18 protein-coding genes are annotated in these 18,965 nt (G+C 60.8%); 16 read left to right on the top strand and 2 right to left on the bottom strand.

Annotation, left to right across the window (positions count from 1 at the left end):
- Nucleotides 1–6: 6 nt before the first annotated feature.
- The 12 genes from Q3Y64_RS01815 (at nt 7) to argB (ending at nt 11,850) form a co-directional block, all read left to right on the top strand.
- On the top strand, nt 7–1,245 hold the full coding sequence (locus Q3Y64_RS01815; protein ID WP_101942571.1) for a type II secretion system F family protein: 1,239 nt from the start codon (nt 7–9) through the stop codon (nt 1,243–1,245).
- A gap of 48 nt (nt 1,246–1,293) precedes the next feature.
- Nucleotides 1,294–2,148, top strand: a complete 855-nt coding sequence (locus Q3Y64_RS01810) for an A24 family peptidase (protein WP_303559751.1) — start codon at nt 1,294–1,296, stop codon at nt 2,146–2,148.
- A 126-nt stretch (nt 2,149–2,274) separates the two neighbouring features.
- Nucleotides 2,275–2,547 (top strand): FmdB family zinc ribbon protein, encoded by a 273-nt coding sequence (locus tag Q3Y64_RS01805; protein ID WP_101942569.1) that lies wholly within the window; start codon nt 2,275–2,277, stop codon nt 2,545–2,547.
- Nucleotides 2,548–2,562: 15 nt separating this feature from the next.
- Complete coding sequence (locus Q3Y64_RS01800) at nt 2,563–3,162, top strand: DUF502 domain-containing protein (protein WP_101942568.1); 600 nt, start codon at nt 2,563–2,565, stop codon at nt 3,160–3,162.
- 76 nt (nt 3,163–3,238) lie between these two features.
- On the top strand, nt 3,239–5,032 hold the full coding sequence (aspS, locus tag Q3Y64_RS01795; protein ID WP_303559749.1) for an aspartate--tRNA ligase: 1,794 nt from the start codon (nt 3,239–3,241) through the stop codon (nt 5,030–5,032).
- A gap of 92 nt (nt 5,033–5,124) precedes the next feature.
- Nucleotides 5,125–7,221: a S9 family peptidase gene (locus Q3Y64_RS01790; RefSeq protein WP_303559747.1), complete on the top strand. Its 2,097-nt coding sequence runs from the start codon at nt 5,125–5,127 to the stop codon at nt 7,219–7,221.
- 68 nt (nt 7,222–7,289) lie between these two features.
- A complete protein-coding gene (locus Q3Y64_RS01785; protein ID WP_101942565.1) occupies nt 7,290–8,921 on the top strand; it encodes a tetratricopeptide repeat-containing response regulator in 1,632 nt (543 codons plus the stop codon).
- A gap of 40 nt (nt 8,922–8,961) precedes the next feature.
- Nucleotides 8,962–9,336: a ribonuclease domain-containing protein gene (locus Q3Y64_RS01780; RefSeq protein WP_303559744.1), complete on the top strand. Its 375-nt coding sequence runs from the start codon at nt 8,962–8,964 to the stop codon at nt 9,334–9,336.
- Nucleotides 9,333–9,785, top strand: a complete 453-nt coding sequence (locus Q3Y64_RS01775; protein ID WP_303559742.1) for a barstar family protein — start codon at nt 9,333–9,335, stop codon at nt 9,783–9,785. Before Q3Y64_RS01780 ends, Q3Y64_RS01775 begins: the two co-directional genes overlap by 4 nt.
- Nucleotides 9,782–10,243, top strand: a complete 462-nt coding sequence (nudB, locus tag Q3Y64_RS01770) for a dihydroneopterin triphosphate diphosphatase (protein ID WP_303559741.1) — start codon at nt 9,782–9,784, stop codon at nt 10,241–10,243. The genes Q3Y64_RS01775 and nudB overlap by 4 nt, the downstream gene beginning before the upstream one ends.
- A 120-nt stretch (nt 10,244–10,363) precedes the next feature.
- Nucleotides 10,364–10,777: an Hsp20/alpha crystallin family protein gene (locus tag Q3Y64_RS01765; RefSeq protein ID WP_101942562.1), complete on the top strand. Its 414-nt coding sequence runs from the start codon at nt 10,364–10,366 to the stop codon at nt 10,775–10,777.
- A 179-nt stretch (nt 10,778–10,956) separates the two neighbouring features.
- Complete coding sequence (gene argB / locus Q3Y64_RS01760) at nt 10,957–11,850, top strand: acetylglutamate kinase (protein WP_101942561.1); 894 nt, start codon at nt 10,957–10,959, stop codon at nt 11,848–11,850.
- A gap of 71 nt (nt 11,851–11,921) precedes the next feature.
- Here argB and Q3Y64_RS01755 read toward each other — a convergent pair whose 3' ends face one another.
- A complete protein-coding gene (locus tag Q3Y64_RS01755) occupies nt 11,922–12,185 on the bottom strand; it encodes an acyl carrier protein (RefSeq protein ID WP_101942560.1) in 264 nt (87 codons plus the stop codon).
- A gap of 82 nt (nt 12,186–12,267) precedes the next feature.
- Here Q3Y64_RS01755 and Q3Y64_RS01750 point away from each other — a divergent pair, with 82 nt between their 5' ends.
- The 4 genes from Q3Y64_RS01750 to pgm are packed head-to-tail and all read left to right on the top strand — an operon-like array spanning nt 12,268 to nt 17,274.
- A complete protein-coding gene (locus tag Q3Y64_RS01750) occupies nt 12,268–13,869 on the top strand; it encodes an acyl-CoA ligase (AMP-forming), exosortase A system-associated (RefSeq protein ID WP_303559735.1) in 1,602 nt (533 codons plus the stop codon).
- On the top strand, nt 13,866–14,345 hold the full coding sequence (locus tag Q3Y64_RS01745) for a GNAT family N-acetyltransferase (RefSeq protein ID WP_303559733.1): 480 nt from the start codon (nt 13,866–13,868) through the stop codon (nt 14,343–14,345). The genes Q3Y64_RS01750 and Q3Y64_RS01745 overlap by 4 nt, the downstream gene beginning before the upstream one ends.
- A gap of 20 nt (nt 14,346–14,365) precedes the next feature.
- On the top strand, nt 14,366–15,595 hold the full coding sequence (locus Q3Y64_RS01740) for a pyridoxal-dependent decarboxylase, exosortase A system-associated (RefSeq protein WP_303559731.1): 1,230 nt from the start codon (nt 14,366–14,368) through the stop codon (nt 15,593–15,595).
- A 47-nt stretch (nt 15,596–15,642) separates the two neighbouring features.
- Nucleotides 15,643–17,274, top strand: coding sequence for a phosphoglucomutase (alpha-D-glucose-1,6-bisphosphate-dependent) (pgm, locus tag Q3Y64_RS01735; protein ID WP_303559729.1), 1,632 nt, complete (start codon nt 15,643–15,645; stop codon nt 17,272–17,274).
- Nucleotides 17,275–17,300: 26 nt separating this feature from the next.
- Here pgm and Q3Y64_RS01730 read toward each other — a convergent pair whose 3' ends face one another.
- Nucleotides 17,301–18,914 (bottom strand): methyl-accepting chemotaxis protein, encoded by a 1,614-nt coding sequence (locus Q3Y64_RS01730; RefSeq protein ID WP_303559727.1) that lies wholly within the window; start codon nt 18,912–18,914, stop codon nt 17,301–17,303.
- Nucleotides 18,915–18,965 lie beyond the last annotated feature (51 nt).

The following is an 18,965-nucleotide window of genomic DNA, read 5'->3' as shown; positions in this document are numbered from 1 at the left end:
AACACCATGGCCACTGCAACCCGCACCGTACGCCGCCCAGCAAGCGCTTCCCAGCAAGAGAACCTGTTCACTTGGGAAGGCAAGGACAAAGCAGGAAAAATTGTGCGCGGAGAGCTTCGCGCCCAAACTGCAAACGTGGTCCAAGCAACCCTTCGACGTCAAGGCATCTCGGTTACCAAGGTCAAGAAACGCTCCTTTGGCCGTGGCGCCAAGGTCAAGGATAAGGACATCGCAATCTTCACTCGCCAGCTCGCAACAATGATGCGCGCCGGCGTGCCTCTTCTTCAGTCCTTCGACATCGCGATCAAGGGCACCAGCAATGCCGCGCTGGGTCGCCTACTCAATGACATCCGCAGTGAAGTCGAGACGGGCACGAGTCTGGCCAATTCTCTGCGCAAACATCCTCAGCACTTCGATGCGCTGTATTGCAATCTGGTGGCGGCGGGCGAGCAGTCAGGTGCATTGGAAAACCTTCTAGACCGCATAGCGATCTACCAGGAAAAAATGCTGGCCATCAAGAGCAAAATCAAGGCAGCACTTTTTTACCCGATTTCGGTAATGGTCGTTGCCGGTGCAGTAACTGCTGTCATGATGATCTTCGTGATTCCAGAGTTCAAAAAAGTGTTTACAAGCTTCGGAGCAGACTTACCTGCTCCTACGTTGTTTGTCATGGCTCTTTCAGATTTCTTTGTAGCCAACGGCTTTCTGATTTTATTGGCATTGATCGCAGCAGTAATCGGCATAGCTTCTACATACAAGCGATCCCTTGCAATGCAAGCTTGGGTGGACAGGATGAGCCTTCAGATTCCAGTCATTGGTGACATCCTGCGCAAGGCCACCATCGCACGCTGGACGCGTACGCTTTCCACAATGTTTGCTGCTGGCGTTCCGCTGGTTGAAGCGCTGGACTCTGTCGCCGGCGCTGCGGGTAATCATATTTACAAGGTCGCAACAAAAAACATCCAGAACGAGGTTTCCACCGGCACCAGCCTCACTGTTGCCATGCAGGGGGCGCAAGTCTTCCCGGCCATGGTTGTTCAGATGGTTTCAATTGGCGAAGAATCCGGCCAGCTTGACAGCATGTGTGCCAAGGTCGCTGACTTCTTCGAGCGTGAAGTGGATGACATGGTCGCCGGCCTATCGCAATTGCTGGAACCAATCATCATCGTATTCCTCGGTACCGTCATCGGGGGGATGGTGGTTGCCATGTACCTGCCAATCTTCAAGCTCGGCCAAGTGGTCTGACCTTCATAATCAACAGGGCGGTCTAGTGCCGCCCTTCCCCATACACTTATGCCTCTTAATGAATACTTGACTATTCCGGCCATATTGGTCCTCTGCTGCACCTTGATCGGCTTGTGTGTTGGCAGCTTCCTCAATGTTGTCATTCATCGCTTGCCCAAAATTCTGGAAGCAGGTTGGCTAGCTGATGCGGCAGAAATGCGCGGCGAAACCGCTCCGAAAAGCGAGCAACTGGGCTTGGCCACGCCACGTTCTCGCTGCCCGCATTGTGGGCACCTTATCGGCGCCCTCGAAAACATTCCACTCATCAGTTACATCCTGTTGCGTGGCAGATGTCGCCATTGCCGCGCAGCGATCAGTCTGCGCTACCCATTGATTGAAGCGCTTACTGCAGCACTCTCAGCTACGGTCGCATGGAAATTTGGTTATGGCTGGCAAACCGCTGGTGGGCTGCTGTTGGTATGGGCTTTGATCGCCCTGACTTTCATCGACCTCGACACTTTCCTATTGCCCGATGACATCACTCTTCCACTTTTGTGGGGAGGGCTTCTATTCAACCTAAACCAGACATTCGTCACGCTGGATGCAGCCGTAATCGGCGCAATGACGGGCTACCTCGCCCTCTGGTCTGTGTACTGGCTGTTCAAGCTGGTGACAGGCAAAGAAGGAATGGGCTATGGCGACTTCAAACTACTCGCCGCCATAGGTGCCTTTCTGGGATGGAAGGCCTTGCCTGCGGTCATACTGCTTTCCTCGGTCGTCGGAGCCTGCGTCGGAATCTGTCTGATGGTGTTTGCCCGACACGGGCGTGAAACACCCATTCCATTTGGCCCCTATCTCGCCGGCGCGGGGATTCTTGCCATTTTCTTTGGTGACGCCTTGAGCGCGCTTTTCGTGCCGCTCTGATTGATCTGAAAGCCCGATCTTCAGCCCTTACAGCAAAAAAACCGCCCGCTAGCGTGCTCACCACGATCAGCCGGCGGTTTTTCCCGTTGTGCCAATGCGTTAGAATGCACGGCTGAGGAGAATCAAATGCCCATCTACGAATACCGTTGTGGCGACTGCGGCCACCAAAAAGACCACCTGCAGAAGCATAGCGATGCGCCGATCGCAGCCTGCCCGGCCTGCGGCAGCGCCAGCTACACAAAGCAGCTGACTGCAGCAGGTTTTCAGCTCAAAGGAAGCGGCTGGTACGCCACAGACTTCAAAGGCAGCGCCAGCAGCTCAGCCAAATCCGAAGCTGCATGCCCAGCGGCACCTGATGCACCTCCCCCGCCCTGTGCGGGTAGCTGTGCCTGCCACTAAGGCTGCGCCGTCTGAATGAAAAAATACCTGATTACAGGCCTACTGGTCTGGATACCGTTGGTCATTACAGTCTGGGTGTTGCGTGCGATTGTCAGCACATTGGACCAGTCTCTTCTGCTGTTGCCACAAGCTTGGCAGCCGAACAACCTGATTGGCTTCAAGCTGTGGGGCTTGGGAACCTTGATCACCCTGTTGGTGGTGATCGCTACTGGGGTAGTGGCTTCTAATTTCTTCGGTCAGCGCCTGGTAAGAACCTGGGAGAGCGTTCTCAACCGCATCCCGGTGGTCAAGCAGATCTACTCCAGCGTCAAACAGGTCTCGGACACGCTGCTAGGCCCTGGCGGCCAGGCTTTTCGCAAGGCGCTGCTGGTTCAGTATCCACGCGAGGGCTGCTGGACAATCGGTTTTCAGACAGGCACCCCCGGCGGCGAGCTAGAGCAGCATCTTCCAGCCGAAGTGGTCAGCGTTTATGTACCGACCACACCAAATCCGACCTCTGGTTTCTTCCTGATGATGGCCAGAAAAGATGTCGTAGAGCTTGAGATGTCGGTCGATGAAGCACTGAAATTCATCATCTCGATGGGCTCGGTTGCCCCGGATGCAGCCAGAAACTGAACATCCGCCGTCAGCGATAGCTGATGGCCCTTCCGAATCAAGACAACACACAAATACCGGATCACGGAGATCTTCAATGCGTACCACTTACAGCGGCCTCGTTTCCGCCGCCCTGCTTGACCAGACCGTCACCCTCTTCGGCTGGGCCCATCGTCGTCGCGACCACGGCGGCGTGATCTTCATCGACCTGCGCGACCGCGAGGGTCTGGTGCAGGTGGTGTGCGACCCGGATCGTGCAGAGACCTTCAAGATCGCTGAAGACGTGCGCAACGAGTTCTGCCTGCGCGTGACCGGCAAGGTGCGCCGTCGCCCGGAAGGCACGACCAACGCCAACCTGATCTCCGGCGAAGTCGAAGTGCTGGCGCACGAGCTCGAAGTGCTGAACACATCGGTCACCCCGCCCTTCCCGCTGGATGACGAAAACCTGTCCGAAAACGTGCGCCTGACGCACCGTGTGATCGACCTGCGCCGCCCAGCTATGCAGCGCAACATGATGCTGCGCTACAAGACTGCGCGCGCGTTCCGTCGCTATCTGGACGATGCCGGTTTCGTGGACATCGAAACCCCGATGCTCACCAAGAGCACGCCGGAAGGCGCACGCGATTACCTCGTGCCCAGCCGCGTGCATGACGGTCAATTCTTCGCTCTGCCGCAATCGCCCCAGCTCTTCAAGCAGTTGCTGATGGTGGCCGGCTACGACCGCTACTACCAGATCACCAAGTGCTTCCGCGACGAAGACTTGCGCGCCGACCGCCAGCCGGAATTCACCCAGGTCGATATGGAAACCTCCTTCCTCACGGAAGACGAGATCACCGCGATCATGGAAGACCTGATCCGTTACGTGTTCAAGGATGCCATCGACGTTGAGCTGCCGAATCCCTTCCCGCGCATCAGCTACGCTGACGCCATGGCCCGCTATGGTTCCGACAAGCCGGATCTGCGCGTGACCCTGGAACTCGTCGATGTCGCCGACGTGATGAAAGACGTGGCTTTCAAGGTCTTTGCTGGCGCAGCCAACGACCCGGCCTGCCGCGTCACCGCCCTGCGCATCCCCGGCGGTGCGGCACTGACGCGTGGTGAGATCGACGGCTACACCGAGTTCGTGAAGATCTACGGCGCCAAGGGTCTGGCCTACATCAAGGTCAATGACGTCACCCAGATCAACGAAACCGGCTTGCAGTCGCCGATCGTCAAGAACCTGTCCGAAGCCTCGCTGAAGGCCGTGATCGAGCGCACCGGCGCCATCAGTGGCGACCTGATCTTCTTCGGCGCCGACAAGACCAAGATCGTCACCGACGCACTGGGCGCACTGCGCAGCAAGATCGGCCATGAAAAGGGCCACGTCGATGGTCGCAAGTGGGCCCCGGCCTGGGTGGTCGACTTCCCGATGTTCGACTACGACGAAGAAAACAAGCGCTGGGTCGCCTGCCACCACCCCTTTACCTCGCCGAAGGATGAGCATCTGGACCTGCTCACCACCGATCCGGGCAAGTGTCTGGCCAAGGCCTATGACCTCGCGCTGAACGGCTGGGAACTCGGCGGCGGCTCGGTGCGTATCCACCGCGCCGACGTACAGGAGAAGGTCTTCGCTGCCCTCGGTATCGGCGAAGAAGAAGCCCAGCTCAAGTTCGGCTTCCTGCTCGACGCGCTGAAGTACGGAGCTCCGCCCCACGGCGGCCTCGCCTTCGGTCTGGACCGCATCGTCACCATGATGACCGGCGCCGAATCGATCCGCGACGTGATCGCCTTCCCCAAGACCCAGCGCGCCCAGTGCCTGCTGACACAGGCGCCGAGCCCGGTCGACGAGAAGCAATTGCGCGAACTGCACATCCGTTTGCGCAATGTGCAGAAGGCCGATGGCGCTGCTTAAGCAGCCGCGAGACTAGCAGGCAAGGGCCGCCAGGATTTTCCTTGGCGGCCCTTGTATTTTTACCCCCTCACTTTCTGATACCCGGCTCCGCCTTGAGCAAACTCGATCTCTCGCCAACTCCGCCCAATGCCGCCAAGCGCGCTAAAAAGCTCCTTGCCCACGGCCACGTACGCCTTGACCCGTTTCACTGGCTACGCAAGGTGAAAAGCCAAGAAGTACTGGACTACCTGCGCGCAGAGAATGCTTATGCCGAGGCTGTGCTGGCACCAACGCAAGCCGCACAGGAAGCGCTGTATACCGAGTTGCTGAGCCGGATCCAGGAGGCAGATCTTTCGGTACCGGTGAAGTTCGGGTCCTGGATGTACTACAGCCGAACCGTTCAGGGCGCGCAGTACCCGGTTCATGCACGTAAACGCATCACAAGCACAGGCTGGGAAGACGCCCCCGAGGAGATCCTGCTCGACGAGAACCTCGAAGCGGCAGGCAAGAGTTTCTACGAAGTTGGGGACTATGAGCTCTCACCATCCGGGCGCTATCTCGCATGGACTGAAGATACGCGTGGCCAGCGCTCCTACCGGCTGCGCGTGCGTGACCTGGTCAGCGGTCGCAACCTGCGCCTCAGCCACAAGGGAGTAGTGAGCCTTGCTTGGGCTGAAGACGAAAACGCTGACGGTGCCACCTTGTTTTTCGTAACTGAGGATGCAAAAACCAAGCGCGCCTGCTCCCTGTGGCGTCAGCATCTGCAAGACAAAGCCCCTACCCCACTCCATGAGGAGCGCGACGAACGCTTCAACCTGCTGGTCTTCAAGACCCGCTCACGCGGCCTCATCGTTGCCAGCAGCACCAGCCATACCACCAGCGAGGCACGCATCCTGCCGGCCAGCCAGCCCAGAGGCCGCTGGCGCTTGGTGCAGCGCCGCCGCGCCGGCGTGGAATACGAAGTAGATCACCACAGCGATCATCTCTATCTGCGCAGCAATGATGCGGGACAGAATTTCCGCCTGCTCCGCGCCCCTCTCGCCCGCTGGCATGGACACTGGGAAGAAGTCTTGGCTTTGCGCGAAGAGGTGATCCTTGAAGGCGTCGATCTTTATCAGGACTGGCTCATCGCCTCCGAGCGCTGCGCCGGCCTGCCCCAGCTATCGCTGACTCACCTCCCCAGTGCCAAAACCCACCAGATCGCCTTCTCGGACCCAGCCTATGTCGTTGATCTGGAAGACTTACCCGAGTGGGACGCCCCTATCCTGCGCTACACCTACGAATCACTGACGACGCCGGATTCTCTCTTCGCCTACGATCCGTCAAGCCGCACATCAACCCTTCTCAAGCGCCAGCCAGTACTAGGCGGATTTGATCCGGCCAACTATGCATCGGCTCGGATTCATGCGATGGCCACCGATGGCGCGCAAATCCCCATCTCGCTGGTATGGCACAAAGCGACGCAACTGGATGGCAGTGCCCCACTGTGGCTCGATGGCTATGGCGCTTACGGCATCAGCAACGACCCGTGGTTTTCGGCAACACGCCTGTCCCTACTCGACCGTGGCTGGATCTTTGCGATCGCCCATGTCCGCGGCGGCGGCGACCTCGGCCAACGCTGGCATGAAGCCGGCAAGCTGGAAGAGAAGAAGAACAGCTTCAGTGATTATCTTGCTTGCGCCGAAACCCTGATCGCCCAAGGCTTCACCAGCAAGGGGAAGATCCTCGCCAACGGCGGCAGTGCTGGCGGCCTGCTGGTGGGTGCTGCACTCAACATGGCCCCCGGGCTCTTCGGTGCAGCTATCCTCGAAGTGCCTTTCCTGGATGTCGTCACCACCATGCTGGACCCTAGCCTGCCGCTCACCGTAGGCGAATACGAAGAATGGGGAAACCCGGAACGGCGGGCGGACTACCGACGCATGCTGGCCTATTCTCCTTACGACAATCTGCAAGCCCGCGCCTATCCGCCGATACTGATCGAAGCTGGCCTGCACGACTCACAGGTGATGATCTGGGAGCCGGCCAAGTACGTTGCCAAGTTGCGTACGCTGAAGACTGACCACAATCCCCTGCTCTTTCTCACCAGCATGGAAGCTGGCCATGGCGGAGCCTCCGGTCGTTACGATGCCTTGCACGAACGCGCCCGCCAGCTCGCCTTTGCGCTCGCAACCCTTGCTCCTGCAAGTCTGCCGGAAAGTACGCTGCCCTAAAGAAAAGCGGCTCCCTGCCGTAGGCACAAGCAGATCGGGCGACTTTCTCGCCCGCATGGCGAGCCCACATGCCCCAGAAAATCGAAGAGATTTCGGTCCTGATCGTTGAAGCCAACGCCGGCATGCGTACCCAGCTGCGCAACATGCTTTCACTGTGTGGCATCACCCAGGTGGCTCTGGCTGTTTCAGCCGGCGTAGCGGTGCGCAAGCTGCGCGACCAGAACTTCGACATCATCCTGTGCGAATATCATCTCGGCGAAGGTCAGGATGGTCAGCACCTGCTCGAAGACCTGCGCCATCACCATCTGATCCCGCTGGCCACCTTGTTCCTCATGATCACCGGCGAGAGCCAGCATGAGCGCGTGATCAGCGCCGCCGAGCTGGCGCCCAACGACTACATCCTAAAACCCTTCTCCTCAGAGAAGCTGCTCAGTCGCATCGCCAAGGCGCTGGAAAAACGTGACATTTTCATCCCCACCTACAAACTCATCGAAGCCGGCAACATTCCCGAGGCCATTGCCTCCTGCCGGCGCGGCGAAGAGGCCCACCCCGGTCATCTTGTCGACTTCCTGCGCCTGCGTGCGGAGCTGCATGTCTCCGCAGGCCAGGCCAGCGAAGCGCAGGACTGCTACACCAAGGTTCTAGAGACCAAAGCAGTCCCGTGGGCCAAACTGGGTCTGGCCAAGACCCTGTTCATGCAGAAGCATTACAACGAAGCCGAGGAACAACTCGAGGAGTTGCTGGCCGAGAACGAGATGTATCTGGATGCTTACGACTGGCTAGCCAAGACGCGCGAAGCCACCGGCAAGCTGCACGAAGCCAAGGCCGTACTGGAAGACGCGGTAAAAGTCTCTCCGCACACCGTACGCCGCCTGCGCAAGCTCGGCGAAGTGGCAACTGAGGTGGGCGATATGGCCACCGCCACCAAGATGCTCAATACGGTCGTGGAGAAAGGCAAGTACTCGGACTTTCGCGATCCGGAAGACCATGTCCTGCTCGTCAAGGCTCAGCTCGGCTCTGGAGACTCAGTGGGGGCTGCCAACACCGTCCGTGACATGGAACGCAGCATGAGCGGCCAACCCAAGACGGCGCTGTGCAAGGCACTTTCCAATGCCATGGTCGCCACCCATACCGGCGACACCGCCAAGGCCAACGCGGCACTGGAGGAAGCTATCCGTTTCAACGATCCGCGCCTGGGCGCCTCGGTCAGCATAAAAAAGGATCTGGCGCGCATCTGCATAGAGAACAAGCAAGACGAGATGGCGGCTGAAGTCATCATGGACGTCATGCGTCATGCGGCAGACGACGCCGCTGTCGAAGCCATCAAGAACATGCTGGTCGATCTCGGCCGCCCGGAGCTCGGTGCCCAGCTCGCCGAGCGTATCCGCACGGAGGTCCGCGACATCATGACCGAGGGCGCCCAGCTTGCCCAGAGCGGCGACTACGACGGCGCCGTACGCCAGATGCTGGAGGCAGCCGAAAAGCTGCCTGGCAACACCAACGTAGCCTTCAACGCTTCTCTGGCCCTGCTCAAGCACATCGAAAACATCGGTTGGAACGATCACTTCGCCAGCAATGCCAAACTCTTCATCGAACGGGTACGCCGCCAGGATCCAGGCAACAAGCGTCTTGCGGCACTAGTGGATTACTACCACGCCCTGCTACGCAAGAATGGCATCAAGCCCGAGCAGGTACGCTGAACAAGGCCGCACGCCCCAGCCTGCCTGCTAAACTCGGGCCATGAAGTTCATCAAACACCTCATCCTCGCGCTGCTGGCGCTCCTGCTCTCAGGGCTTCAGCCGCTCGCCGCACGCGAAAAACTGGCCGACGGCAGCATTGCCCGCATCCACCAGTCAGAACTCCCGCCCGAAGCGCGCGACACCCTGCGCCTGATCGAACGCGGCGGCCCCTTCCCCTACCGCAAGGATGGCGTCGTGTTCCAGAACCGCGAACGCCGCTTGCCCGCCCAGGCACGCGCTTACTACCGCGAATACACCGTACCCACGCCAGGCTCGCGTGATCGGGGAGCACGCCGCATCGTGACCGGCGAAGCGCGCGAGTACTACTACAGCGCTGACCATTACCGCAGCTTCAAGCGCATCATCCAGCCATGAAAACCACCTCCTCACTTCCGACGGCTTCCGAGCTGCTCTTCAAGGCTGACGCCAGCCTTAGCGCCTGTTCGGCAGACTCCGCGCGCACCATGCTCCAGGCCGCACATACCGCAGGTGGCAAAACCTATCGCATTGACCTGGGGACCGCTACGGACACCACTAAGCTCCATCATGTGCTGGCCCGTGCCCTGCATTTCCCGGACTGGTACGGCCACAACTGGGATGCGCTGGCCGATTGCCTCAGCGACATGTCCTGGGACGAGGCAAACACATACGTTCTCGCTCTGCAGCGTGCAGAACCGCTACAGACCGCGGACCCGGAGAGCTTCAACACCCTGGTCGAAATTCTTGAAGACGCAGTGCAGGTCTGGCATGAGCAGAAAATCAGATTCTGGGTGCTCCTCATCGGCGACTTTCCTGAGCTTCCCCGTCTGGAAGTAAACGCTTGAGCCAAGGCTACAAACAGCCCGAATCGGTCCTGGTTGTCATCCACACACCGGATCTGCAGGTATTGCTCATCGAGCGAGCCCTGCATCCGGGCTATTGGCAATCCGTCACCGGCAGCCGCGAAGGCACGGAAAACCTGCGTGAAACAGCACGCCGCGAACTCGCCGAAGAGACGGGCTTGCTAGTTGAAGCAGCAGCCCTGCAGGACTGGCATCTGGCCAATCGTTTCGAAATTCTGGCGCAATGGCGCCACCGCTACGCCCCCGGCGTGAACCACAATCTCGAACACGTTTTCAGCGTCTGTGTACCGCAACCCTCCGAGGTCCGCTTGGCGCCAGCGGAACATCGCGCCCAGCGCTGGCTACCCTGGCAAGAAGCCGCCAGCGCCTGTTTCTCCTGGACCAACCAGGATGCCATCCTGATGCTTCCCCATCGTCAGACCTCTGGCCTGGAAACCTGAGCGCTACCTCCCGCCACAAAGATCTCCGCACCCTTGATGATCGACGTTGGCACTCCCATTTTGGTAGTGGAGGGGGAAGGAAATTCCCCACTTTGTGACCAGTCAGGAAAGGAGAGCATCATGGCAAACATCATGCGTTCTGATCCTTTCGAGGATCTATTCCGCGGTTTCTTCGTCCGCCCGGTTGAATACGGCACGGCCATGGATGGGCCGTCAATGAAGATCGACGTTCGTGAAAAGGACGATGCCTACACCGTGCACGCCGAACTCCCTGGCGTAAAGAAGGAAGACATCCATGTGCAAATCGAAGGCAGCACGGTGTCGATCAGCGCTGAACGCAAGCACGAACGCGAAGTAAAGGATGGCGAGCGCGTATTGCGCACCGAGCGCAGTTTCGGCAAGGTTTCCCGCAGCTTCGATCTGGGGGTAACGCTGGATGAAAGCAAAGCCTGCGCGAAATTCAACGATGGCGTACTGGAGCTCACGCTGCCGCACAAGACCATCACCCAGGCCAAAAAGCTGATGATCAGCTGAACGGGGCGTTGCCGGAACAGGCCGACACGGGTCGCTGCCGGATCGTGTGGCCGCAGGGTGGCAGATCTGTTCCTGTGGCGGAGATGGACGAGTGGCAGAAAAACAAGGCAGGGCCGCCGGGCTCTGCCTTTTTCATGCGCTAAAATCCTGCCTTTCGCTCCACCTTCCAAGGTATCGCCATGTCCGCAGACACCAAGCAGCTCGCCCCCGCCCTGAAGGCCGAAATCCTCGCGGAAGCGCTGCCCTACATCAAACGCTTCTTCGACAAGACCATCGTCATCAAGTACGGCGGCAATGCGATGACCGACCCCAAACTGCAGGACTGCTTCGCGCGTGATGTGGTGCTGCTGAAACTGGTCGGTATGAACCCGGTGGTGGTGCATGGTGGCGGCCCACAGATTGACGACCTGCTCAAACGCGTAGGTAAGCAAGGCCAGTTCATCCAGGGCATGCGGGTGACCGATGCGGAGACCATGGACATCGTCGAGATGGTGCTCGGCGGCCAGGTCAACAAGGACATCGTCAATCTCATCAACAAACATGGCGGCAAGGCCGTGGGCCTCACCGGAGCGGATGGCGCGTTCATCCGGGCCAAGAAACTGATGATGCCCAACAAGGACAACCCCGAGGAGATGCTGGATATCGGCCAGGTCGGCGAGATTTCCTCGATCGACCCTTCGATCATCACCTTCCTCGATTCAGGCGATTTCATCCCGGTGATCGCCCCGATCGGTGTGGGCTCGGCGGGTGAAACCTACAACATCAATGCCGATCTGGTCGCCGGCAAGCTCGCCGAAGTACTCAAGGCCGAGAAACTTGTGCTGCTGACCAACACCCCGGGCGTACTGGACAAGGAAGGCAATCTGCTTACGGGGCTGACCCCACGCCAGATTGACGACCTGGTCGCCGACGGCACGCTCTCCGGCGGCATGCTGCCGAAGATCAGCTCCGCGCTGGACGCAGCGCGCAGCGGCGTGCACTCGGTGCACATCATTGACGGTCGCGTGGAACACTGCCTGCTGCTTGAGATCCTCACCGACCATGGTGTCGGCACGATGATCAAGAGTAAGTAAGGCTTGGGCGCCGCCCCGGCGAAAGCCGGGTGAGCTGCGGCAGCGGCCAAGAGCCCTGCCGCAGGGAACGATCAGCGGCCGAGCTTGTTCGCCACAAAAGTGCTTAGCGTGCCCACCGTTTCGAAGGTCGAGCCGTCGATGTCATCGTCGGCAAGATGAAAACAGAAGTGCTCTTCAAGTGCGGCAATCACGCCTACCACTGCCATCGAATCCAGTTCGGGGACAGCGCCCAACAGCGGCGTAGCATCGTCGAAGGATGCAGCGCGGCCCCCCAGGCCCAGAACCTCTTCCAGCACCTGCAACACCTCCCGGCGCGTAGTATCGAGCGAAGACAAGATCGTATCCTTGGTTTTGCAGCACGAAAGCGCGGCATTATAAGCCCTGAACCTGTCCCGGCCAGTCCAGAAACCTCAAACCATGCGTGACGCCTGGCTCCTCCACCATCTGATCGAAAACAGCGCTGCGCGTAGTCCGGCCGCACCAGCGCTCACCGTCGGCAGCCATACGCTGGATTACGCAAGCCTGTGGCAAGCCACCTCCGCCGTCGCCAGCGGATTGACAGCTCTGGGGCTTGGCCGCAACGAGCGTGTCGGCATCTGGCTCGACAAGCGCATCGAAACGGTCGTCGCAAGTTTCGGCACCACTGCGGCGGGCGGCGTTTTCGTACCGATCAATCCACTGCTGAAAGCCGAGCAGGTCGCCTACATCCTGCGCGACTGCAATGTGCGCGTGCTCCTCACTTCGCCCGAACGCCTTGCCGGCTGGCAGCACGTACTCCCCCAGTGCTCCGACCTCCGTCACATCATCCTCACCGGGCCTGGCAAAAGCGAAACGCACTGCTCGATTCATGTCTGGAGCGATGTTCTTCAAGCAGGCCGAAGCTTCAACCCGCCCGTCACTGAGCTGGACATGGCGGCCATCCTCTACACCTCAGGCAGCACCGGCCGCCCCAAAGGCGTGGTGCTCTCCCACCGCAATCTGGTGGCCGGTGCCAAGAGCGTGGCGGAATACCTCGGCAACAGCCCGGACGACAGCCTGCTCGCCGCCCTGCCCCTGTCGTTTGATGCCGGTTTCTCACAGCTCACCACAGCCTTCCATGCCGGCGCACGTGTCGTGCTGCTCAATTACCTGATGCCGCGTGACGTGATCAAGGCACTCGAGCGCGAACGCATCACCGGCTTCACCGCCGTACCGCCTCTGTGGATCCAGCTCACCCTATCGGCCTGGCCGGAATCGATTGCAAGCCACCTGCGCTACATCGCCAACACTGGTGGCCATATGCCTGAAGCCACGCTCCGGTCCTTACTGGAACGCCTGCCACAGACCCAGCCCTACCTCATGTATGGCCTCACCGAAGCCTTCCGCGCGACTTACCTTGATCCGGCAGAAGTCGCCCGCCGGCCGGACTCCATCGGCAAGGCGATTCCGGACAACGAAGTGCTGGTGCTGAGGCCTGATGGCACGGAATGCGCAGCCAACGAGCCGGGCGAGCTGGTGCAACGTGGCCCGCTGGTCGCGATGGGCTACTGGAACGACATGGAGAAAACTGCTGAGCGCTTCCGCCCGCTGCCCGCCCACCTGCGCCCGCATGGCCTGATGCTGCCCGAGATGGCCGTGTATTCGGGCGACACGGTGCGCCGTGACGAAGAAGGCTTCCTCTACTTCATCGGCCGCACGGACGAGATGATCAAGACCTCCGGCTACCGCGTGAGCCCCGGCGAAGTAGAGGAAGAGGTCTATGCCACCGGACTGGTCGGCGAATGCGCGGCCGTCGGCGTGCCGCATCCCCAGCTGGGAGCGGCCATCGTGCTGATCGCCACCCCGGCCCGCGCCGATGCAGAGGCCGCCGCGCTGCTCGCAGCGCTGAAGCTGCGTCTGCCCGCCTACCAACTGCCGGCCCACATTGCGCTCCGCCATGAGCCGCTGCCGCGCAATGCCAACGGCAAGATCGACCGCAAGGCGCTGGCAACGACCTTCCTCGATCTGTTTCCGAATTCACCGCTGGACGACCCGGCATGAACACGACTTTTGTGATCCGCGAAGCCCATACCGGGGATGCGCCCGAGGTTGCAACCATGCTCGGCGAATTGCTGGCCGAAATCACGCGGATCACGGGCCAGCAAGCATTCAATTTTGATTTCACGAAAAGCCTGTCGCAGTTCGAAGATTTTCTCGACAAGGGCCGCTACTTCGTATTTGTCGCGCGCACCACTGCGGACCAGCCAGCCGGCTTCATCGCTCTCTGTGAGAGCTATGCGCTCTACACCGAAGGTGTTTTCGGCAGCATCCCCGAGTTCTATATCCGTCCCGGCTTCCGGGAGCAAGGGCTCGGGCTGCGTCTGCTGTCACAGGCAAAAGCGTTTGCGGCCGCGCGGGGCTGGAAACGTCTGGAAGTTACAACGCCACCACTCCCTCAGTTCGACAGAACCCTAGCTTTCTATGAACGCGAGGGATTTTCCATCAGCGGCGGACGCAAGCTGAAGATGTCCCTGTAATTGTTGCCACACCCATACCCATGTCAGTCAAACCCCGCCACGCTCCGATGACCCAGTACCCCATCGTCAATGGCGAACTGGTGATCGGCGGCCAGTCAGTCTCGCAGCTCGCCACCGAGCTCGGCACGCCTTTCTACGCTTACGACCGCGCCGTGATCGACGCCCGTATCACCCACCTGCGTGCCGCGCTGCCCGCTGCGGTCAAGCTGCACTACGCAATCAAGGCCAACCCCATGCCGTCCCTGGTGGCGCACATGGCCGGACGGGTTGACGGGCTGGACGTGGCTTCCGGCGGCGAGCTCGCCGTGGCACTCGCCAGCGGCATGGACGCTCGCGAAATCAGCTTTGCCGGCCCGGCTAAGCGCGAGCCGGAGCTGGAAGCGGCGGTACGTGCCGGCGTACTGCTGAACGTCGAATCCTTCCGCGAAGTCGAACTACTCGCCACGCTCTCGCAGCGCCTCGGCCTGCCCGCCCGCGTCGCCGTGCGCGTGAATCCGGATTTCGAACTCAAATCCTCGGGCATGAAGATGGGCGGCGGGCCGAAGCCCTTCGGCGTGGATGCCGAAAACGTGCCGGAGCTGCTGCAGCGAATCGGCGATCTGGGACTGGCTTTCGAGGGCTTTCACCTGTTTGCCGGCTCGCAGAACCTGCGCAGCGAAGCCATCGTCGAAGCCCAGCAGCTGAGCTTCGAGCTGGCCGTGCGCCTGGCTGCCCACGCACCGGCGCCGGTACGCACGCTGAACCTCGGCGGCGGCTTCGGCATTCCCTATTTCCCCGGCGACGCACCGCTGGATCTGGCCCCCATCGGCGCGAATCTGGCCGCACTGGCCGAGCTCGCCAAGACCCAACTGCCCCACGCAGAACTCGTCATTGAGCTCGGCCGTTATCTGGTCGGCGAGGCCGGTGTCTATGTGTGCCGTGTGGTCGACCGCAAGGTTTCGCGCGGCCAGACTTTCCTCGTCTGCGACGGCGGCCTGCATCACCACCTCGCCGCCTCCGGCAACTTCGGCCAGCTGATCCGCAAGAACTACCCGGTCATCATCGGCAACAAGGCCGCACCCGAACGCACGGAGACGGTGTCGGTAGTCGGCCCGCTATGCACGCCGCTGGACATTCTCGCCGAGCGCATGGAACTAGCGCTGGCGCTGCCCGGCGATCTAGTGGTGGTCTACCAGAGCGGTGCCTACGGCTTCACCGCCAGCCCGCGTGACTTTCTTGGCCATCCTCAGGCAAAAGAAATCCTGCTCTGAAACGCCTCGCTTAAAATCAGCAGCATTCACCTTTCACGGAGTTCCCGATGGCCCACCCTCTCGCCGGCAAGCTCGCCCCGAATGACGCCCTGACCGACATTCCCGCCCTGCTCGCCGCCTATGGTGAGCTGCCGGACGTGAGCATCGCAGAGCAGCGCGTAGCCTTCGGCACCAGCGGCCATCGTGGCACCGCCTTCAAGCACAGCTTCAACGAGGCTCACATTCTCGCGATCACCCAGGCCACCTGCGAGTACCGCGCGGCGCAGGGCATCACCGGCCCGCTCTACATCGGCAAGGACACTCATGCCCTCTCCGCCCCGGCCCAGTGCTCGGCCATCGAAGTGCTGGCAGCCAACGGCGTGCAGGTGCGCATGCAGGCGGACGACGGCTTTGCGCCCACCCCGGTGATCTCGCACGCGATCCTGACTTACAACAAGGGGCGCGACAGCGGTCTGGCCGACGGCCTGATCATCACCCCCTCGCACAACCCGCCGCAGGACGGTGGCATCAAGTACAACCCGCCCAATGGCGGCCCGGCCGACACCGATGTGACCGGCTGGATCGAACAGCGCGCCAATGCGCTTATGGCCGCTGGCAATATCGAAGTGAAGCGCCTGCCCTACGCCGAGGCGATCAAGGCCGCCTGCATCACCCAGATGGACTTTGCAACGGCCTACATCGCCGATCTCGGCAATGTCATCGACATGGAGGCAATCCGCAAGGCGAATCTCAAGATCGGTGTTGATCCGCTGGGCGGGGCAGCCGTGGCTTACTGGTCGCGCATCGCCGAGCAATACGGCCTCAACATCGAGGTGGTAAATCCGAAGGTTGATCCGGCCTTCGCCTTCATGACGCTGGATCACGACGGCAAGATCCGCATGGACTGCTCCAGCCCCTACGCGATGGCCAGCCTCGTCGGCCTCAAGGATCGCTTTGACATTGCCTGGGGCAATGACGCCGACGTAGACCGCCACGGCATTGTCACGCCCAGCGGGCTGATGAACCCCAACCACTACCTGGCTGTCGCCATCCGCTATCTGCTGACGCACCGCCCGCAGTGGGCCAGCTGCGCGGTGGGCAAGACCTTGGTGTCCTCCAGCATGATCGACCGCGTGGTCGGCGGCCTCGGCCGTCAGATGCTGGAAGTGCCGGTCGGCTTCAAGTGGTTTGCGCCTGGCCTGCAGGACGGCAGCCTGTGCTTTGGTGGCGAGGAAAGCGCCGGCGCCTCCTTCCTGCGCCGCGACGGCACGGTATGGAGCACCGACAAGGACGGCATCATCCTCGGCCTGCTCGCCGCCGAGATCACGGCAGTCACCGGCAAGAACCCGGCCGAGCACTACGCCGAGCTCACTGCTCAGTACGGCGCACCGCATTACATCCGCATTGATGCGGCCGCTACGCCAACCCAGAAGAAGGCCTTCAAGCAACTCACCGGCGACAAGGTCGCAGCCCAATCGCTGGCCGGCGAAGTGATCACCGCACGCCTGACCACCGCGCCGGGCAATGGTGCCAGCATCGGCGGGCTGAAAGTCACGACTGCCAACGGCTGGTTCGCCGCACGCCCCTCCGGCACGGAAGACATCTACAAGATTTACGCCGAGAGCTTCATCTCCGCCGAACATCTGCAGACAATCGTGCGCGAGGCACAGGAAATCGTCAGCGCCGCACTGGCCAACTGAGCATGACGGGGGCAAGCCCCCGCAGCTCACACCTTGTAGGCATCAAGGGTGCGGGCAATGTCACGACTCATGGCGGTAATCTGGTCCACGGCACTTGCCGCTTCGTTGGCAGCGTTGGAGTTACGCTCGGTCATCTGGGCAATCTGCTCGATCTGCTGCGCGATCACGGTGCTTGCCGAGCTTTGCTCACGTACCGCTTCGGTGATTTCCTCGACTACGCCAACGACCGCTCCTGAGCCCTCTCGAATGGTCTGGATGGATTCACCGGCCATGCGGGCCTTCTCCACCCCAGCAGCCACTTCCTGCACCGCCTGCCCCATGCTGTCGACAGCCAGCAAGGCACTGTCCTTCATCTTGCTCAGCAAAATGCTGATTTCCTGAGTGGAATTGGCCGTGCGCTCAGCAAGCTTGCGCACCTCATCAGCGACCACCGCAAAACCGCGCCCTTGCTCACCGGCGCGGGCAGCTTCGATGGCCGCATTGAGGGCCAGCAGATTGGTCTGGTCGGCAATTTCCTTGATGATGTTGGCCGCCGAGGAGATGCTGTCGCTGTCGTTACGCAGGGCTCCAATGCGTTCGGACGCCAGCTGCACGCTGCTGGCAATCTTCTGAATGCCACCCACCGTTGCCAGGATCACTTCGCCCCCCTGATCGGCGCTCGCACGTGAGGCGTGGGTATGCTGGCTGGCCTCCTGAGCCTGCCCGGCCACCATCGAGATGCTCACCGTAAGCTCCTCGATAGCAGAAGCCATGCTGGAGGAGGCATCACTCTGGACGCGGGAATTGCGGGCAATGTCCTGCGCCGTGCTGTCGGCCTGCTCCGCCACCTGCTGCATGCGCCGGGTAGCCTGCTGCACGTCGGCGAAGCTCGAGCGCAAGCGGGCCAGAAGCGCGTTATAGGCGGTCAGCGTGCGGCCGATCTCGTCCTGTGAGCGCACCGGGATGCTATCCCGAAAGTCCAGCGCCTCAGCCGTCCGCACGATGGCGGCCTGCATGGCCGCAAGCGGCTGCACGATTGAGCGGCCAAGGAAGAAGCCCATCACGCCAATCACCAGCAAACCCACCAATGCCGCCGGGATGACCGCAGCCAAAGTGCTGGAAAAAGCATCGCTGGCCGACTGAGAAACCGCGTCTGCCTCCTCTTTCTTGGCCTTGAGCAAGGCCTCAAAAGCCTCAGCCAGCTGCTTGTGAATAGGCCCGACCTGAGTTTGCATGATGCCCAATGCCATCTGCTGCTCCCCCATCTTGGCCAGATTCTGCACCTGGTTCATACGTGCCATATAGGCTGCAATACCTGTCTTGGCGTCAAGGAGGAGCTTCTTCTCGCTCTCCTCATGGGCCTTTTCGGTATAGAAATTGATCTGTTTGACGATACCCTCGGCCAGCTCAGCCATGCGGGCATCCGCCGTCTTGGCCGCATCGGCATCACTGATCAAGGCCCGGTCGTAGGCCGCAGCGTGCAGGCTCAGATACATGGCCCGCACGTCGCCGGCAGCCATCACGGCCGGCAGGGTCGTCGCGGTGATGTCATCCACGCCCGTCTTGACGCGACTCAGCCCGCTGACAGCCACTGCGATGACTGCCGCACAGGTCAGCAAGGCAATCACAACCAGCAAGGTGATCTTGCGTGCAATGCTCATTATTCACTCCCCCAATGTCCGGCGCGTCAGAGTCCGCGCGGCTAAAGGGGC

Source organism: Uliginosibacterium sp. 31-12 (assembly GCF_030548425.1).
Lineage (GTDB): Bacteria > Pseudomonadota > Gammaproteobacteria > Burkholderiales > Rhodocyclaceae > Uliginosibacterium > Uliginosibacterium aquaticum.
This window is presented reverse-complemented; position numbering and strand designations above follow the sequence as displayed.

What these genes read in the sequence shown, in the direction of transcription:
- Q3Y64_RS01805 (WP_101942569.1), top strand. Translation starts at nt 2,275, where the DNA reads ATGCCCATCTACGAATACCGTTGTGGCGACTGCGGCCACCAAAAAGAC.
- Q3Y64_RS01745 (WP_303559733.1), top strand. Translation starts at nt 13,866, where the DNA reads ATGAACACGACTTTTGTGATCCGCGAAGCCCATACCGGGGATGCGCCC.
- Q3Y64_RS01765 (WP_101942562.1), top strand. Translation starts at nt 10,364, where the DNA reads ATGGCAAACATCATGCGTTCTGATCCTTTCGAGGATCTATTCCGCGGT.
- Q3Y64_RS01810 (WP_303559751.1), top strand. Translation starts at nt 1,294, where the DNA reads ATGCCTCTTAATGAATACTTGACTATTCCGGCCATATTGGTCCTCTGC.
- Q3Y64_RS01785 (WP_101942565.1), top strand. Translation starts at nt 7,290, where the DNA reads ATGCCCCAGAAAATCGAAGAGATTTCGGTCCTGATCGTTGAAGCCAAC.
- aspS (WP_303559749.1), top strand. Translation starts at nt 3,239, where the DNA reads ATGCGTACCACTTACAGCGGCCTCGTTTCCGCCGCCCTGCTTGACCAG.
- Q3Y64_RS01730 (WP_303559727.1), bottom strand. Translation starts at nt 18,914, where the DNA reads ATGAGCATTGCACGCAAGATCACCTTGCTGGTTGTGATTGCCTTGCTG.
- Q3Y64_RS01750 (WP_303559735.1), top strand. Translation starts at nt 12,268, where the DNA reads ATGCGTGACGCCTGGCTCCTCCACCATCTGATCGAAAACAGCGCTGCG.
- Q3Y64_RS01775 (WP_303559742.1), top strand. Translation starts at nt 9,333, where the DNA reads ATGAAAACCACCTCCTCACTTCCGACGGCTTCCGAGCTGCTCTTCAAG.
- Q3Y64_RS01780 (WP_303559744.1), top strand. Translation starts at nt 8,962, where the DNA reads ATGAAGTTCATCAAACACCTCATCCTCGCGCTGCTGGCGCTCCTGCTC.
- Q3Y64_RS01815 (WP_101942571.1), top strand. Translation starts at nt 7, where the DNA reads ATGGCCACTGCAACCCGCACCGTACGCCGCCCAGCAAGCGCTTCCCAG.
- Q3Y64_RS01800 (WP_101942568.1), top strand. Translation starts at nt 2,563, where the DNA reads ATGAAAAAATACCTGATTACAGGCCTACTGGTCTGGATACCGTTGGTC.
- argB (WP_101942561.1), top strand. Translation starts at nt 10,957, where the DNA reads ATGTCCGCAGACACCAAGCAGCTCGCCCCCGCCCTGAAGGCCGAAATC.
- pgm (WP_303559729.1), top strand. Translation starts at nt 15,643, where the DNA reads ATGGCCCACCCTCTCGCCGGCAAGCTCGCCCCGAATGACGCCCTGACC.
- Q3Y64_RS01740 (WP_303559731.1), top strand. Translation starts at nt 14,366, where the DNA reads ATGTCAGTCAAACCCCGCCACGCTCCGATGACCCAGTACCCCATCGTC.